This is a genomic window from Williamsia muralis, assembly GCF_051487485.1.
In the GTDB taxonomy this organism is placed as follows: Bacteria; Actinomycetota; Actinomycetes; order Mycobacteriales; family Mycobacteriaceae; genus Williamsia; species Williamsia muralis_B.
Genome location: NZ_JAHVCV010000004.1, coordinates 557,721 through 573,285, shown reverse-complemented (window position 1 = coordinate 573,285; position 15,565 = coordinate 557,721). Strand labels below are relative to the sequence as shown.

The following is a 15,565-nucleotide window of genomic DNA, read 5'->3' as shown; positions in this document are numbered from 1 at the left end:
GGACCACCCGTCCCGACCGCGGTTAGCCTGAAGTAATGAATCCCTCGACTCTGCAGGCCCGAGTGATCGTCGACGAGATGATCCGCGGCGGCGTACGCGAGGCGGTGCTGTGCCCCGGTTCACGTAATGCGCCGTTCGCCTTCGCCCTGCACGCCGCCGACGCAGCGGGCAGACTGCGACTCCACGTCCGGGTGGACGAGCGCACGGCCGGATATCTCGCACTGGGCCTGGCGGTCGCCTCCGGGCAGCCGGTGCCCATCGTGATGACCAGCGGCACCGCGGTCGCCAACATGAGCCCGGCGGTGTTCGAGGCCAACTATGCGCGGGTGCCGCTGGTGGTGGTCAGCGCCAACAGGCCGTATGAACTACTCGGCTCGGGTGCCAACCAGACCATCGAACAGTTCGGGATCTTCGGCACGCAGGTGCGTGCCGCCATCAGCCTGGGCCTCGCCGAACAGAACCTCGACACCAACAGTCAGTGGCGCTCGGCAGTCGGACGCGTGCTGGCCGCAGCGCGTGGAGCCCGCACCGGCAACGCCGGCCCCGTCCAATTCGACATCCCGTTGCGCGAACCGCTGGTGCCCGAACCCGGCGTCGGACCGCACGACGACCTCGGCAGCTACAGCGGACGACCCGGCAACGCGCCGTGGACCGCGACAGCCGTCGGAAAGCTGGACGTACCGGTGGAGATCGACCTCACCGAGCCGACCGTGGTGGTCTCCGGGCACGGCGCCGGACACCGTCCCGAACTCGCCGCGCTGCCGACGGTCGCCGAACCGACCGCACCTGCCCCCGAGAACCCGCTGCATCCGCTGGCTCTCACCGCGGTGCGGCCCACCCAGGCCATCATCTGCGGCCGGCCCACCCTGCACCGCCAGGTGTCGACGCTGCTCGCCAACCCGTCGATCAGGGTGTATGCCCTGACCACCGGGCCGCGGTGGCCGGACGTCTCCGGCAACGTCCTGGCGACGGGTTCGCGGGCCATCACCACCGGTGAGCCCGACGAGGACTGGCTCAAGGACTGCGCCGCCGCACACCAGCGAGCGGTCGGGGCGGTAGACGCCGTACTCGATGCCACCGACCTGCCCACCGGGTTACACGTGGCCCGGGTTGTCAGTGCCGCGATGTCGCCGGGTGAACAGCTTGTGGTCGGGGCATCCAACCCGATCCGCGACGTCGCCCTGGCCGGCCGGGTGGGACCAGACGTCCGGGTGCTGTCCAACCGGGGTGTGGCAGGTATCGACGGCAACGTCTCCACGGCGATCGGGGCCGCGTTGGCCCGTGATGTGCGCACCGTGGCGTTGATGGGTGATCTGACGTTTGTGCACGACGCGACGGGTCTGTTGATCGGCCCGGCCGAGCCGCGACCGGGCCGGCTGACCATCGTGGTGGCCAACGACGACGGCGGCGGCATCTTCGGGTTGCTCGAACAGGGCGACCCCCGCTTCGACGGGCCCGACTACCTCGGCGCGCACGAGCGGGTGTTCGGCACTCCACACCGCACCGACCTGGCGTCGGTGTGCGCGGGCTTCGGTACCAAGCATTCGCTGGTGACACCGGCCGAGCTACCCGGGGCGCTGAGCGCTGCGGGCGAGGGCATCGACGTGGTGGAGGTACACACCGACCGCGCGTCGCTGCGGTCGGTGCATGCCGCCATCAAGGCGCGCCTCTAGGCCGATCGGGCCTTCTCGGTTCGCCGGTGGTGGGTCACGGCTTGAGCAGGGTGAACTGCATGACGTCGACGTAGCCCTGCCGGAACAGCTCCGCGCACCCGGTGAGGTACTTCATGTACGTGTCGAACGTTTCCTGCGAGGCGATCTCGACCGCTTCGTCATGTCGGCGCTCCAACGCGGCCGACCACAGGTCGAGCGTTCGTGCGTAGTGCAGCTGAAGTGGGTGCACCCGGTCGACCGTGTATCCGACACGCTCGGCGCCCTCGACAACCCACTTCGGTTCCGGCAGTTGCCCGCCCGGGAAGATCTCCCGGGTGATGAACCGCGTGAACTCGAGGAGCTTGCGGTCGATCGGCAGACCCTTGTCGCGGATGTCGTGCCGGTTGTGACCGACGATGGTGTGCAACAACATTCGACCGCCAGAAGGCAGGAGTGAGAACGACTTCTCGAAGAACGCGTCATACCGTTCCTTGCGGAAGTGTTCGAACGCGCCGATGCTGACGATGCGGTCGACCGGTTCGTCGAACTCTTCCCATCCCTGCAAGCGCACCGAAGCCCGTTCCGCGGGCCAACCACGGTCGTCGATGAGCCCTTCGACATACTCGAATTGGTTCTGCGACAACGTGAGTCCCACCGTGTCGACGCCGTACCCCTCCACTGCCCGCATCACCGTGGCGCCCCATCCGCAACCGATGTCGAGCAGGCGCATGCCCGGCTGGAGGTCGCATTTGCCCAGTGCCAGATCGACTTTCGCTCGCTGAGCCTGCTCCAGCGTGTAGTCGTCCTGCTCGAAGTAGGCGCAGCTGTAGGTCCGCGTCGGATCGAGGAACAGTGCGAAGAAGTCGTCCGACAGATCGTAATGAGCTTGGACGTCGTCGAAATAGGGTTTGAGGTCGGCCATGAAAGGTCCAATCAACGAGACTGAGCGACCGCAACCAACGCCCGAGGGTTTCAGCGCAGCGGCCACTGGTCCCGGGATATTACGGGTAACTAGGGCTCAATGTTGGATGAACAACATTGTTGTCCTGATGAGTCGGCGGTCACAGGGTTCGGTGGGGAGGCGGCCAGGGTCGCTATTGTGGCCTGCATGTCCGCTACCGTGCTGCGCCGAGTACAGATCGGACTACTCACGGTCGGGGTCCTGGTGACCATCATGATGGCCGTGATGGTCGCCGGCTCGTACCGCGACGATGCGCTGATCGACGACGACAAGGCCACCGCCGTGGCCGACGTGGTCAGCGCCGGCCCCACCAAGGCCACCGTCAGCTTCTCCACGCCGGACGGCATCTTCCGCAGTCCCAGGCTCGGGGTGTTCTACCCCGGACGACTGACCGAGGGGCAGCGGATCAGCATCGAATACTCCTCGACCAACCCCGAGCTGGTCCGGGTGGCCGGACGCGACGCAAGTCTGTCGATCCTGCCCGCACTGTCGGTACTGGTGTATTCGTGGCTCGCCATCGCGGCGATCATGGTGCTGCTGGCCGAAACACACCGCCGCCGCGCCAATGGACGTTCACCTACGGTTCGGCCTCCGGTCACGGCGTCGCAGACCTCCTGACAGGTCCGGTGCCCACACTGGCACCGTGCGAGTCGCAATCGTCGCGGAGAGCTTTCTCCCGAACATGAACGGCGTGGTGAACTCCGTGCTGCGGGTGGCCGAGCATTTTGAGCACGCCGGGCACGAAGCCATGATCATCGCGCCGGCCCTTCCCCGGTCGGCGAGCAAGGGTGAAAAGCCGTCGCGCGGGCCGGACGAGGTCTCTGGCGCTCCTGTCCACTACATCCCTTCCGTGATGGTCCCGAAGGTCAGTTCACTGCCCGTCGGTGTGCCCGCGCCGTCGATGTTCCGCGCACTCGCCGATTTCGAGCCGGACGTGGTGCACCTGGCATCGCCGTTTGTGGTCGGGGCCGCGGGAGCTGCCGCAGCACGGCGCCTCGATGTGCCGTCGGTGGCCGTGTTCCAGACCGATGTCGCGGGCTTTGCGGCGAGCTACGGGATGAAACTGGGCACTCGCGCTGCCTGGGCGTGGACCCGCAAACTCCACACCGCCTGCGACCGCACTCTTGCGCCGTCCACCGTGTCGGTGAAAGCCCTTCGAGATCACGGCATTCCACGGGTGTTCCAGTGGGGCAGAGGTGTTGATGCCGAGCGGTTCCATCCCGATCGACGTGACGAATCATTGCGGTCGAAGTGGAGCCCACAGGGCAAGTTGATCGTCGGTTTCGTCGGCAGATTGGCGCCCGAAAAGCACGTTGAGCGCCTCGCGGTGCTGTCCGGACGTTCGGACGTGCAGCTGGTGATCGTGGGCGGTGGGCCTGAGCGCGACCGGCTCGGCAAGCTGATGCCCGACGCGGTGTTCACCGGGGAACTCGGCGGTCTCGACCTCGCCCGCGCCTACGCCAGCCTCGACGTCTTCGTGCACGCGGGCGAACACGAGACGTTCTGCCAGGCGGTGCAGGAGGCCCTGGCCAGCGGTGTTCCCGCGATCGGCCCCGACGCCGGCGGTCCGCGTGACCTGATCACCCACTGCCGGACCGGATATCTACTCGCCGTCGAAGACTTCTCGCCCCGGCTCGTCGATGCCGTCGCGACCTTGCAGGACAAGAGGACCCGTGACGAGTTCGGCACGGCCGCCCGGCGCAGCGTGCGTGGACGCACCTGGTCGGCCATTGCTGACCAGCTGATCTGGCATTACGACGACGTCCTCGGCCGCGACGACCTGTTGCGTCGGCGGTCGGCATAGAGGTTCACGGGGAGTCTTCTCCAGCCGGTACGGTGGCCGTTATGTCTCGTGCATCGCTGGCCAAGGATCCCGCCGACGTCGCGGCCATGTTCGACGGAGTGGCCGGCCGCTACGACCTGACGAACACGGTGCTCTCGTTCGGTCAGGACAGGGGATGGCGGGTCGCCACCCGCAAGGCGCTTGCCCTCGGACCCGGCGATGTGGTGCTCGACCTTGCCGCCGGTACCGCGGTGTCCACCGAGGAGCTGGCCCGCTCGGGCGCGGATTGTGTGGCTGCCGATTTCTCCATGGGGATGCTGAAGGCCGGCGCCCGGCGGTCGGTACCGAAGGTCGGGGCCGATGCGCTTCACCTGCCGTTCGGAGACGAGTCGTTCGATGCCGCGACCATCTCCTTCGGTCTGCGTAACGTGAACGACGTCGACCAGGCGTTTGCAGAACTGTTCCGTGTTCTCAAACCCGGTGGGCGAGTGGTGATCTGCGAGTTCTCCACACCGGTGTTCGCGCCGATGCGCGTGGTGTACATGGAATACCTGATGAAGGCGCTGCCCTCGGTTGCCAGGAAAGTGTCCAGCAATCCCGACGCCTATGTGTACCTTGCGGAGTCGATCCGCGAATGGCCCGACCAGGCCGCTCTCGCGCAGCGGATGAAGTCCGCAGGTTTCGAGCACGTCCGCTGGCGCAACCTCACCTTCGGCATCACCGCCCTTCACCGCGGCATCAAGCCCCGCTAGCCTGTCCAATCCCGCCCCCGCCCCCGCCCCCGATGATGTGCGGTTCTGGCGGTCGCGACCTGGGGTTTTGTTCGCCAGAAGGGCACAACATCGGGGGAGGGGGTCAAGTGAAAGGTGGGCGGGAGTCGAGTGCGCTGCTGGTCATGCCTGCGACGCGCCAGGCCCGGGCGATCAGGTCGCTGTCGTCCTCGGTGATCAGATTTCCCATCACCCGCACCACCATCGACATCAGCGCTGCCGAACGGATGCCTGGGCGGCCCAGGACGGGCACCACCCGCGGCACGGTCAGGACGGCTGCGAGTCGGCGGGCGGCGGAGAACGCCAACGCGTATCGCGATCGGAGCAGGTCCGGCCAAAGAGCCGAAAGGTCTTGCTGGTCAAGCACTTCCACGGCCAGTCGCGCGGTCTCCAACGCGTAGTCGATGCCCTCGCCGTTGAGTGGGTTGACGCAGGCGGCCGCATCGCCGATCAACACCCAGTTGCCGCCCGCGACGTTGCTGACCGCTCCGCCCATCGGCAACAGCGCCGAGGCGATGCGCATCGGCTCGCCGCTGAGCCGCCAGTCCTCACGCTGAGAGTTGGTGTAGTGCTCGATGATCGGGCGAAGCGCCATGCTCGCCGGGCGTTTGTCCGTCGCAAGGGCACCCACCCCGATGTTGACCAGCCCGGTCTCCGAACCCAATGGGAAGACCCAGCCGTATCCGGGCAGCAGTTCGGAATCGGTGCCGCGCAATTCCAGATGCGACCCCATCCAGGGGTCGTTGCAGCGTTCGGACTGCACGTAGGCCCGCGCGGCCACGCCGTAAGCGGTGGTGCGGTGCCACGACCGTCCCAGCGCGTTGCCCAAGGCCGAGCGCACCCCATCGGCGACGATGAGCTTGTCGACCTTGATCTCCGCGGGACCGTCGTCTGTATTGACCTGTACCGCAGTCACTTTGCCGTCGACGACGGTGGCGCCGACCGCTTTGGTGCCCGACACCATCGTCGCTCCGGCCTCCACGGCATGAACGCGGATCCGGTCGTCGAGTTCGGTGCGGGTGACAGCGCTGCCGTAATCGGGGAAATGGTCCGACTTCGACGGCCAGCGAACGAGCTGACGGCCGCCCCAGCCCTGCATGTCCAGTCCGAGAATTCGTGGACCCGAGAACGCGTCGCCGAGGCCGAGGGCGTCGAGTTCGGCAATGGCGCGGGGCGTCAGTCCGTCACCGCACGTCTTGTCCCGCGGGAACACCGCCGAGTCGAGCAGAGTCACCTCGTATCCCGCCCGGACTGCCGCATACGCCGCGGCCGAGCCGCCGGGACCTGCGCCGACCACAAGCACCTGGGTGCGCGACGGACATGGGATGGGTGCACTCACCCGGCCAGTATCGCGCACCATTAGGCTCGTCCTATGACAGGAGCTGGTCAGGCGTGAAGACGACGTTCGCGGGTCTCGATATGGGTTCGGAAGACTTCGCCGCAGATGTGGGCAGGTCGCTGGAGAGCGTCGAGAAGCTGCTGCTCGAGGAGTTGTCCTCTGGTGAGGACTTCCTGACCGAGGCGGCCACGCATCTGGCCAAGGCCGGCGGCAAGCGGTTCCGGCCGATCTTCTCGATCCTGTCGGCCCATTTCGGCCCCAACCCACACGCCCACGAGGTCATCATCTCGGCGACCGTCGTGGAGATGATCCACCTGGCGACGCTGTACCACGACGACGTGATGGACGAGGCCGAGCTGCGGCGCGGTGCCGTCAGCGCCAACAGCCGGTGGGGCAACAGTGTTGCGATCCTGTCCGGCGACTTCTTGTTCGCGCGGGCTTCGCGTCTGGTGTCCACTCTCGGGCCGCACGCCGTCCGTATCATCGCCGACACCTTCGCCGAGCTGGTCACCGGTCAGATGCGTGAAACCGTGGGCTCGCAGGGCAAGCTCGACCCAGTCGACCACTACCTGAAGGTGGTCTGGGAGAAGACCGGTTCGCTGATCGCGGCCAGTGGCCGGTTCGGGGCGATGTCCTCGGGTGCGGACGAAGAGCAGATCGAACGCCTGTCCCGGCTCGGCGACTCGATCGGGACCGCTTTCCAGGTCAGCGACGACATCATCGACATCAGCTCGGTGGCCGGTGATTCGGGTAAGAACCCGGGAACCGATCTGCGCGAAGGCGTGCACACCCTGCCGGTCCTCTACGCCATCGCAGACCCCGACGAAACCCGGTTGCGCGAGTTGGTACTCGCCGCCGACGGCACGCCCCGGCCGCTCACCGACGACGCCGAGGTCGCCGAAGCACTCGAACTCCTGAACAAGTCGGCGGGCCTGGCCAAGGCCCGAGCCACTCTCCAGGGGTATGCCGATGCGGCCGATGCCGAACTGGCCCAGCTCCCCGAGGGGCCCGCGCACGATGCGATGAGCTCGCTGGTGCGGTACACCATCGACCGGATCGGCTGACCTGCTGCGCGGTCCGGCTCTGACCGGCCTGGGATCGGGAACCGTGAGGTCGGGCCCGATCGTTGTGCTGCCGTGTGTACAGACGGGAGTGATGGATGAGTGGTCATGCCAACGGCCTGAAGACCGTCCTGCTGCTCGGATTCATGTCGGCGATCATCGTCGGGATCGGGGCAGCGTTTCGCAGTCCCGCCATCCTGTTCGTCGCCGTGGTGGCTGCGGTCGGATTCAACGCCTACATCTACTTCAACAGCGCCAAGATGGCGCTCAAGGCCATGCACGCACAGCCCGTCACAGAGGTGCAGGCGCCGGCGCTGTACCGGATCGTCCGCGAGCTGGCGACCGTGGCGCGCCAGCCCATGCCCGCGTTGTACGTGAGCCCCACCGAGGCGCCGAACGCCTTTGCCACCGGACGTAATCCGAAGAACGCCGCAGTCTGCTGCACCGCAGGAATCCTGCAGATCCTCGACGAGCGCGAGCTCCGCGCCGTCCTCGGCCACGAACTGTCACACGTCTACAACCGCGACATCCTCATCTCGTCGGTGGCCGGCGCGATGGCCGCGGTGATCAGCGGCATCGCCAACTTCGCGTTCTTCTTCGGCAGCAACCGTGAGGGCGGCGCCAACCCGATCATGTTGTTGCTCATCACATTTCTGGGCCCGATCGCTGCAACAGTGATCAAACTGGCGGTCTCGCGCTCACGCGAGTACCAGGCCGATGCCTCGGGTGCTGAGCTCACCGGCGACCCGCTGGCCCTCGCGTCGGCCCTGCGCAAGATCTCCGGCGGGGTGCAGGTCGCCCCGCTGCCGCCGAATCCCGACCTCGCCGCCCAGTCTCACCTGATGATCGCCAACCCGTTCCGGGCCGGCGAGCGGGTGGGCAAGCTGTTCTCCACGCACCCCCCGATGCAAGACCGCATCAGGCGCCTGGAAGAGATGGCCGGCCCACACCGCTGACGTCGTCGAAAGCCACCACAATCGTCCCGCCGGTGGGAAGGCAAGGGGTATCTACCCTCTGCGCCCTCTGAGCGGGACGATGTGGGTGTGGGGGACTAGCGGTAATTCACGAACTGCAGGGCGATCTCGAAATCCTTGTTCTTCAGGAGCGTGATCACGGCCTGCAGGTCGTCGCGCTTCTTGCTCGAGACGCGCAGCTCCTCACCCTGGATCTGAGCCTTGACGCCCTTGGGCCCCTCGTCGCGGATCGCCTTGGTGATCTTCTTGGCCTTCTCCGAGTCGATGCCCTGCACCAAGGTTCCGGTGATCTTGTAGGTCTTGCCCGAAGTGACGACCTCGCCGGCGTCGAAAGCCTTCAAAGAGATGTCGCGTCGGATGAGCTTCTCCTTGAAGACCTCCAGGCCCGCCTGGGCGCGCTCCTCGGCGTCGGAGGTGATCACGATGTTCTCTTCACCCGACCACTCGATCTTGGTGTTGGTGCCCCGGAAGTCGTACCGCTGCGACAACTCTTTCGCCGCCTGATTGAGAGCGTTGTCGACTTCCTGCCGATCGAGCTTGCTGACCACGTCGAACGATGAATCTGCCATAACCGACAAGCCTAGTCGCCGCCCCTGCAGTGATGGGCCCGATGGTCTCCGGGGCCGAAACAGGCGGCCATACGCAGGGCATTTGTGCTCAGGGGCCATGCCCGTTGTATTCTTTGCGGCGTTGCTTTCCGCCGGTCCAAAAGACTACGGAAAGTAGCCCGGCAGGTTGCCCGAGCGGCCAAAGGGAGCGGACTGTAAATCCGTCGCGCAAGCTACATAGGTTCGAATCCTATACCTGCCACAGCACCGCAAAACGGCCTCGAGCTGGGTGAACCGGCCCGAGGTCGTTTGGTGCGGCGAGACAACTACACAGGCGATTTGGCGTGTACCAGCGCCGCTGTGTAATCTCGTTAAGGCTCTTCGTGCGTTGCCAGGTAGGCAGCACATGGAAAGCGAACGCCCCCTTAGCTCAGTCGGTAGAGCGTTTCCATGGTAAGGAAAAGGTCGACGGTTCGATTCCGTCAGGGGGCTCGCTGGACTCAGATCCTGGGCAGCGGCGCAGCTGATGCCAGACGCGCTGTCGGACCTGGAATCGGGGCCATGGCGGTGTAGCTCAGTTGGTTAGAGCGAACGACTCATAATCGTTAGGTCGCCGGTTCGAGTCCGGCCATCGCTACGAAGTGTCGTCTCCGACGACGCGCTACGAAGTGTCGTCTTGCGACGATGCGCCACAAGTACCGCCTCACGGTGGTACACCACACGATCCACCTGAAAGGCAATCCCGTGGCCTCCTCAACAGACGTGCGCCCCAAGATCACCTTGGCCTGCGAGGTTTGCAAACACCGCAACTACATCACCAAGAAGAACCGCCGCAACGATCCCGATCGCCTAGAGATCAAGAAGTTCTGCCCGAACTGCGGCAAGCACCAGAACCACAAGGAATCGCGCTAACTCCCACGCCGGGCGGCCGTTCGAGGCCGCCTGCGCAGCGGGGGCCACTGCGGCGCCCCAGCGAAGTCGGCCCTTCTCGGCCGACGATTGTCCGGGAGTAGCCACGGCACCCGCGGCGCGGCCCACATCGACAAGCCGCCGGAGTCGACGAAAAGTCGAAAGTCAGAGGTCGGTTTAGTGACGAATGTGAGCGAAGCCCAAGCTGCCGAGCGCATCCAGGCCATCCGGGACGGCGTCAAGCTGACCCCCGAAGAAATCGCCGAACACACGCAGGCGCTGGTGGGGTACAAGTACACCGTCGACGACTACTACGAGGTCGGCCGCGAGAAGGTGCGCGAGCATGCCCGCGCCGTCCAGGACACCAACCCCGTCCACTGGAACGAGGCCAAGGCCCGTGAGATGGGCCACGACACCCTCGTCGCCGCGCCCACATTCGTATCCGTCCTCGGGATCATCGCCCAGCGGCGCCTCTTCGAAGATGTCATCACCGGCTACGACCTCTGGCAGATCATGCAGAGCGATCAGCGGCTGGTGTTCCATCGGCCCATCAAGGTCGGCGACCACCTGATCTGCGACGTGTCCCTCGACTCGTTCCGGCAGATGTCGGGCACCGACCTGATGGTCACCAAGAACGTCGTCTGGAATCAGCACAACGAACCCGTGATGACCACGTGGACGAGCCTGGCCGCCAGAGCCGCCATCGAGGTCGACCCCGCGCTGATCGACAAGATCGAACACGTGATGATGGACGAGCCCCCCGGCATCGACCCGGGCAAGACCATCCACGGCCCGTTCGACCGCTACACCGACCCGGACCCGGCTGTCGATCCAAAGCCTTATGCCGCAATCGATTTCGACACGCTGACGGTCGGACAAGAACTCCCCGCGCGGACGTTCAAGCTGACCCGTGGAAACCTGATCAACTACGCCGGTGTGGCAGGCGATCCGAACCCGATCCACTACAGCGACGAGGTCGCCAAGGTGGCCGGCCTGCAGGACGTGGTGGCCCACGGCATGCAGACCATGGGTCTCGGAGCCAGTTTCATCGGCGAGTTCATCGGCGACCCGGCGGCCATCTACGAATACAACGTGCGGTTCACCAGTCCGGTGTACGTGCCGGCCGACGACTTCGCGGCCGTCGACTTCACCGGCAAGGTGAAGTCGCTTGATCCCGACACCCGCCGCGGCCAGATCTCGATCGTTGCCAAGCAAGGTGAGCGCAAGATTTTCGGACGAGCACTGGTCAGCGTGCAGTTCAATTGATCGTGGGTACGAATGACCTGCGGTTTCCGCGGGTCAACACCGAGTTGGAGTTCAACCCGCCCGGTGACGTACACTTCAATAGTCTGAGTTCTACTCACACTTGCGCGCTGCCCTGAGGGTGGCGCGTTGGTTTTGTGTAGTGCAGACACCGGGTCGACGTGGCCTCGAGACCATCGCAAGGTGGTCACCGAGTAACTCGCCGTCCCAAAGGGGCGTAGCTCAACTGGCAGAGCAGCGGTCTCCAAAACCGCAGGTTGCAGGTTCAAGTCCTGTCGCCCCTGCCCTTGACGGTGTGCACGTCGGCACCTCAGGGCACCCGATGTCAGCTGTTCGGTGCCCAGGCACATCGCCTGCCGCCGAACATCCGACTTCAGCCACGAGAGGATCAAGTTGAGCAAGCGCGACCGTGCCGAACGCGCCAAGAGCGCGGCCGAGTCGAACGACGAGGTCGAGGTCGACACCTCAGTCGACGGCGAAGCCGGTTCGGTGGACGAGTCCGATGCTGAGAAAGTCTCCGACGGAGACACTCAGACGGCGGCTCGCCCGACGGGTAAGCGTTCGCCGCGTGGCAAACGGACGAACCTGACGAAGAGCGACGACGACGATTCAGCGGGATCGGCCGTCGCCACCAAGGAAAAGACCAAAGACAAAAAGAAAGACGGCAAACGCAAGCGAGTCCGGCCCGAGGACAGCCACAATCCCTTCATCCGGTTGTGGATCTTCCTCAAGCAGGTTGTCAGCGAGCTCAAGAAGGTCATCTGGCCCACTCGCAAGCAGCTGATTCAGTACACGATCGTCGTGCTGATCTTCGTGATCATCATGGTCGCGTTCATCTCCGGGCTGGATCTGCTCTTCGCAAAGGCCGTTTTGTGGCTGTTCGGGTAATCACCCGTACGGCCGCTTCGAGGAAAGGGAGCGTGGGCTGCAGTGAGCACCCCCGAGAACGACGCTGAGATCAGCGAGACCGAAACCGACGTCACCGATCAGACGGTCGGTGATTCGGAGGCTGTTGACAGTGGCATCTCCGACCCCGAAGCGCCGGCTGATTCCGACAGCAGCGACCAGGACGCCTCCGATGAGGCCGACAGCACCGATCAGGACGCCTCCGACGAGGACACGACCCCCGAGGTCGTCGAACCCGAGGAAGAAGAAGACCCGGTCGAGGCCCTCAAGAAGTCCCTCAAGCGCGCAGCTGGCGACTGGTATGTGATCCACTCCTACGCCGGTTACGAGAACAAGGTGAAAGCCAACCTCGAAACCCGCGTGCAGAACCTGGATGTGGGCGACTACATCTTCCAGGTCGAGGTGCCCACCGAAGAAGTCACCGAGATCAAGAACGGCCAGCCCAAGAAGGTCAACCGCAAGGTGCTGCCGGGCTACATCCTCGTGCGCATGGATCTCAACGACGAATCGTGGGGCGCAGTGCGCAACACCCCGGGCGTCACGGGCTTCGTGGGATTGACCTCGCGTCCTTCGCCGTTGTCCATGGATGACGTGCTCAAGTTCCTGCTGCCACGTGCCGAGCCGAAGAAGTCGTCGGCGAAGTCCGGCAGCGACGCCGGTTCCGACCTGGCTGCCGCCTCCGCACCCGTTGTCGAGGTCGACTTCGCGGTCGGCGAGTCGGTCACCGTCATGGACGGCCCGTTCGCGACGTTGCCCGCATCGATCAGCGAGGTCAACGCCGAACAGCGCAAGGTGAAGGTGCTCGTCTCGATCTTCGGTCGCGAGACCCCCGTCGAACTCGCCTTCAACCAGGTCGAGAAGATCTAAGACTTTCGCGTCTCCAGCGGGCGCGAAACCGGGCTGACGGAGTGTTGTCAGCCCAAACGCAATCAATCAGAAACAGGGAAAAGGATGCCCCCCAAGAAGAAAAAGAAGCTGTCCGGGATCATCAAGCTTCAGATCCAGGCCGGCGCAGCCAACCCCGCACCCCCCGTGGGTCCGGCACTCGGCCAGCATGGCGTGAACATCATGGAGTTCTGCAAGGCGTACAACGCCGCGACAGAAAGCCAGCGCGGCAATGTCGTGCCCGTGGAGATCTACGTTTACGAAGATCGCTCCTTCGACTTCAAGTTGAAGACCCCGCCGGCCGCCAAACTGCTGCTGAAGGCCGCCGGTCTGCAGAAGGGTTCGGGAGAGCCGCACAAGACCAAGGTCGGCAAGGTCACGATGGACCAGGTCCGCGAGATCGCCAAGACCAAGCAGGAAGACCTCAACGCCAACGACGTTGAACAGGCCGCCAAGATCATCGCCGGAACCGCCCGCTCCATGGGCATCACGGTCGAGGCCTGAGTCTCTTCCTCGAACAGACATCACGTGGGAGGGCCGGCTCGGTCCGCACCACCAACCCGCATGAGTTGCGGAGAAAGACAGAGCAAACATGAGTAAAACCAGTAAGGCCTACAAAGCCGCTGCGGAAAAGGTCGACAAGTCCAAGCTCTACAGCCCGCTGGAGGCTGCCAAGCTTGCCAAGGAGACCGCTTCCACCAAGACCGACGCAACCGTCGAGGTCGCCGTCCGTCTCGGCGTCGATCCCCGTAAGGCAGACCAGATGGTGCGCGGCACCGTCAACCTGCCCCACGGCACCGGCAAGACCGCCCGCGTCATCGTGTTCGCCGCCGGCGACAAGGCCAACGAGGCCGTCGCCGCCGGAGCCGACGAAGTGGGCGCCGAGGATCTGATCGAGCGGATCCAGGGCGGCTGGCTCGACTTCGACGCCGCGATCGCCACCCCTGACCAGATGGCCAAGGTCGGCCGGATCGCGCGTGTCCTCGGACCGCGTGGGCTGATGCCGAACCCGAAGACGGGCACGGTCACCACCGACGTGACCAAGGCCGTCAACGAGATCAAGGGCGGAAAGATCAACTTCCGCGTCGACAAGGCAGCCAACCTGCACTTCGTCATCGGCAAGGCTTCCTTCGACGAGAAGAAGCTGGTCGAGAACTACGGAGCAGCCGTCGACGAGATCCTGCGTGTGAAGCCGTCAGCAGCAAAAGGCCGGTACCTGAAGAAGGTCACCGTTTCGACCACCACCGGACCGGGCATCCCGGTGGATCCTGCGGTGAACCGTAATTACCTCGAAGAGGACTGACCAACTCTTACAGGCTGAGCATCACAGTGCCGGGACTCCGTAACGGGGTCCCGGCACTGTGTTTTTGGCTCGCTGGCGCTCGCGGGCGGATGGCCTTTCTCGCGTCGTCTTCCCTCGTCTTCGCATCGCTGCGCTCGCTCATCCTCAGTCCAGACGACGCGGGCCATCCGCCGGGCGGTTTCGCTTTGCTTCGCTCGCTCTAGGGGTGGATCAGACCTTCGCGGTCTTCATTGCCTCGGCGGTGAGCTCGAGAGAACGGATACGTCCGGCACTGGTCACCGACTGATGGGCCACGATGACCTCATCGGCCTGGGCCAACTCGGCGAAGTCCTCCAAGAAGCCGCGGACGTCCGCGCCCGTGCCGACGCCGGTGTACTTCATCATGTTGGCGATGCCGCGGCCCTCGCGGGTGGTGAGGAACGCATCGATCTCCTCATCGCTGTATTCCGGGGTCGACGGCCCGCGGGAGATGAACATCCGCACCCGGATGCGACGCAACGCCTCGTAGTCCCTCGCCGCCTCGTCGGCGTCGTCGGCCGCGACAACGTTCGCGCCCGCGATCACATAGGGCTCCGACAGCTGAGCCGAGGGCTTGAACTCGCGGCGATAGAGCGCCACCGCCTGCTCCAGGGCGTCAGGCGAGAAGTGCGACGCAAAAGCGTAGGGGAGCCCGAGAGCAGCGGCCAGCTGAGCGCCGAACAGTGACGAACCCAGGATGTACAGCGGTACATCCGTGCCCGCGCCGGGAACGGCCTGAACGCCGGGGATCCGCGACTGTCCACGCAGGTAGGCCTGCAATTCGAGGACGTCCTGAGGGAAGCTCTCGGCCGAGCTGTGGTCTCGGCGCAGTGCGCGCATCGTTGCCTGGTCGCTACCGGGTGCGCGGCCCAGACCCAGATCAATCCGGCCGGGGTGCAACGTCTCCAGGGTGCCGAACTGCTCGGCGATCGTCAGCGGCGCATGGTTGGGGAGCATGATGCCGCCGGCACCCAGACGGATTGTCTCGGTGTGCGCGGCGATATGAGCGATCAGCACACTGGTGGCCGATGAGGCGATCGACTCCATGTTGTGGTGCTCGGCGTACCAGACTCGCTTGTAGCCGTTGCGTTCTGCGGCCTGGGCCAGCGCAACACTTGCCTCGAAGCTCGCGTGGGCGCTCTCACCGGGCGCAATCGGTGCAAGATCGAGAATCGACAGGGTCAAGGACATAG

At 65.0% G+C, this 15,565-nt stretch carries 16 protein-coding genes and 4 tRNA genes; 16 read left to right on the top strand and 4 right to left on the bottom strand.

The features are described 5' to 3' along the window. Positions 1–35 precede the first annotated feature (35 nt). Positions 36–1,673 (top strand): 2-succinyl-5-enolpyruvyl-6-hydroxy-3-cyclohexene-1-carboxylic-acid synthase, encoded by a 1,638-nt coding sequence (gene menD, locus KXR83_RS13990; protein WP_437425312.1) that lies wholly within the window; start codon positions 36–38, stop codon positions 1,671–1,673. Positions 1,674–1,707: 34 nt separating this feature from the next. Here menD and KXR83_RS13985 read toward each other — a convergent pair whose 3' ends face one another. Further along, positions 1,708–2,574, bottom strand: a complete 867-nt coding sequence (locus tag KXR83_RS13985) for a cyclopropane mycolic acid synthase family methyltransferase (protein WP_437425311.1) — start codon at positions 2,572–2,574, stop codon at positions 1,708–1,710. A gap of 186 nt (positions 2,575–2,760) precedes the next feature. On the opposite strand from KXR83_RS13985, the gene KXR83_RS13980 reads away from it, so the two are divergent. The 3 genes from KXR83_RS13980 to KXR83_RS13970 are packed head-to-tail and all read left to right on the top strand — an operon-like array spanning position 2,761 to position 5,148. Beyond that, positions 2,761–3,231, top strand: a complete 471-nt coding sequence (locus KXR83_RS13980) for a hypothetical protein (protein WP_437425310.1) — start codon at positions 2,761–2,763, stop codon at positions 3,229–3,231. Between the two features lie 25 nt (positions 3,232–3,256). Further along, positions 3,257–4,417 (top strand): glycosyltransferase family 4 protein, encoded by a 1,161-nt coding sequence (locus KXR83_RS13975; protein WP_437425309.1) that lies wholly within the window; start codon positions 3,257–3,259, stop codon positions 4,415–4,417. 41 nt (positions 4,418–4,458) lie between these two features. Beyond that, positions 4,459–5,148 (top strand): demethylmenaquinone methyltransferase, encoded by a 690-nt coding sequence (locus tag KXR83_RS13970; RefSeq protein WP_099383796.1) that lies wholly within the window; start codon positions 4,459–4,461, stop codon positions 5,146–5,148. Between the two features lie 103 nt (positions 5,149–5,251). Here KXR83_RS13970 and KXR83_RS13965 read toward each other — a convergent pair whose 3' ends face one another. Then, positions 5,252–6,526: a geranylgeranyl reductase family protein gene (locus tag KXR83_RS13965; protein ID WP_437425308.1), complete on the bottom strand. Its 1,275-nt coding sequence runs from the start codon at positions 6,524–6,526 to the stop codon at positions 5,252–5,254. A 32-nt stretch (positions 6,527–6,558) separates the two neighbouring features. Between KXR83_RS13965 and KXR83_RS13960 the strand changes: the two genes are divergently transcribed. Together KXR83_RS13960 and htpX are read left to right on the top strand one after the other, a co-directional pair. Then, complete coding sequence (locus KXR83_RS13960) at positions 6,559–7,569, top strand: polyprenyl synthetase family protein (RefSeq protein ID WP_030165278.1); 1,011 nt, start codon at positions 6,559–6,561, stop codon at positions 7,567–7,569. A gap of 95 nt (positions 7,570–7,664) precedes the next feature. Further along, positions 7,665–8,522, top strand: a complete 858-nt coding sequence (gene htpX / locus KXR83_RS13955; RefSeq protein ID WP_023962289.1) for a zinc metalloprotease HtpX — start codon at positions 7,665–7,667, stop codon at positions 8,520–8,522. A 95-nt stretch (positions 8,523–8,617) separates the two neighbouring features. Here htpX and KXR83_RS13950 read toward each other — a convergent pair whose 3' ends face one another. Beyond that, the gene (locus KXR83_RS13950) at positions 8,618–9,109 is read right to left on the bottom strand and encodes a YajQ family cyclic di-GMP-binding protein (RefSeq protein WP_437425307.1); all 492 of its coding nucleotides are present in this window, start codon (positions 9,107–9,109) and stop codon (positions 8,618–8,620) included. A gap of 160 nt (positions 9,110–9,269) precedes the next feature. Here KXR83_RS13950 and KXR83_RS13945 point away from each other — a divergent pair. The 10 genes from KXR83_RS13945 to rplA all read left to right on the top strand — a co-directional run bounded on the left by KXR83_RS13945 (position 9,270) and on the right by rplA (position 14,354). Continuing rightward, positions 9,270–9,350: transfer RNA gene (locus tag KXR83_RS13945), tRNA-Tyr, on the top strand. A 157-nt stretch (positions 9,351–9,507) separates the two neighbouring features. Then, a tRNA-Thr gene (locus tag KXR83_RS13940) sits at positions 9,508–9,580 on the top strand. A gap of 71 nt (positions 9,581–9,651) precedes the next feature. Then, positions 9,652–9,725 (top strand) — tRNA-Met (locus tag KXR83_RS13935). Positions 9,726–9,832: 107 nt separating this feature from the next. After that, on the top strand, positions 9,833–10,000 hold the full coding sequence (rpmG, locus tag KXR83_RS13930; protein ID WP_030165273.1) for a 50S ribosomal protein L33: 168 nt from the start codon (positions 9,833–9,835) through the stop codon (positions 9,998–10,000). 177 nt (positions 10,001–10,177) lie between these two features. Further along, positions 10,178–11,263, top strand: a complete 1,086-nt coding sequence (locus tag KXR83_RS13925; RefSeq protein WP_437425306.1) for a fused (3R)-hydroxyacyl-ACP dehydratase subunits HadA/HadB — start codon at positions 10,178–10,180, stop codon at positions 11,261–11,263. Between the two features lie 208 nt (positions 11,264–11,471). Then, a tRNA-Trp gene (locus KXR83_RS13920) sits at positions 11,472–11,544 on the top strand. A gap of 109 nt (positions 11,545–11,653) precedes the next feature. Next, a complete protein-coding gene (gene secE / locus KXR83_RS13915) occupies positions 11,654–12,148 on the top strand; it encodes a preprotein translocase subunit SecE (RefSeq protein ID WP_437425305.1) in 495 nt (164 codons plus the stop codon). 42 nt (positions 12,149–12,190) lie between these two features. Beyond that, a complete protein-coding gene (gene nusG, locus KXR83_RS13910) occupies positions 12,191–13,033 on the top strand; it encodes a transcription termination/antitermination protein NusG (protein ID WP_437425304.1) in 843 nt (280 codons plus the stop codon). An 84-nt stretch (positions 13,034–13,117) separates the two neighbouring features. Further along, the gene (gene rplK, locus KXR83_RS13905; protein WP_023962301.1) at positions 13,118–13,555 is read left to right on the top strand and encodes a 50S ribosomal protein L11; all 438 of its coding nucleotides are present in this window, start codon (positions 13,118–13,120) and stop codon (positions 13,553–13,555) included. 88 nt (positions 13,556–13,643) lie between these two features. After that, positions 13,644–14,354 carry a 50S ribosomal protein L1 gene (gene rplA / locus KXR83_RS13900; RefSeq protein ID WP_023962303.1) on the top strand — a complete coding sequence of 237 codons (711 nt, stop codon included), beginning with the start codon at positions 13,644–13,646 and terminating at the stop codon, positions 14,352–14,354. Between the two features lie 210 nt (positions 14,355–14,564). Here rplA and KXR83_RS13895 read toward each other — a convergent pair whose 3' ends face one another. Beyond that, positions 14,565–15,563, bottom strand: coding sequence for an LLM class flavin-dependent oxidoreductase (locus tag KXR83_RS13895; RefSeq protein ID WP_437425303.1), 999 nt, complete (start codon positions 15,561–15,563; stop codon positions 14,565–14,567). Positions 15,564–15,565 lie beyond the last annotated feature (2 nt).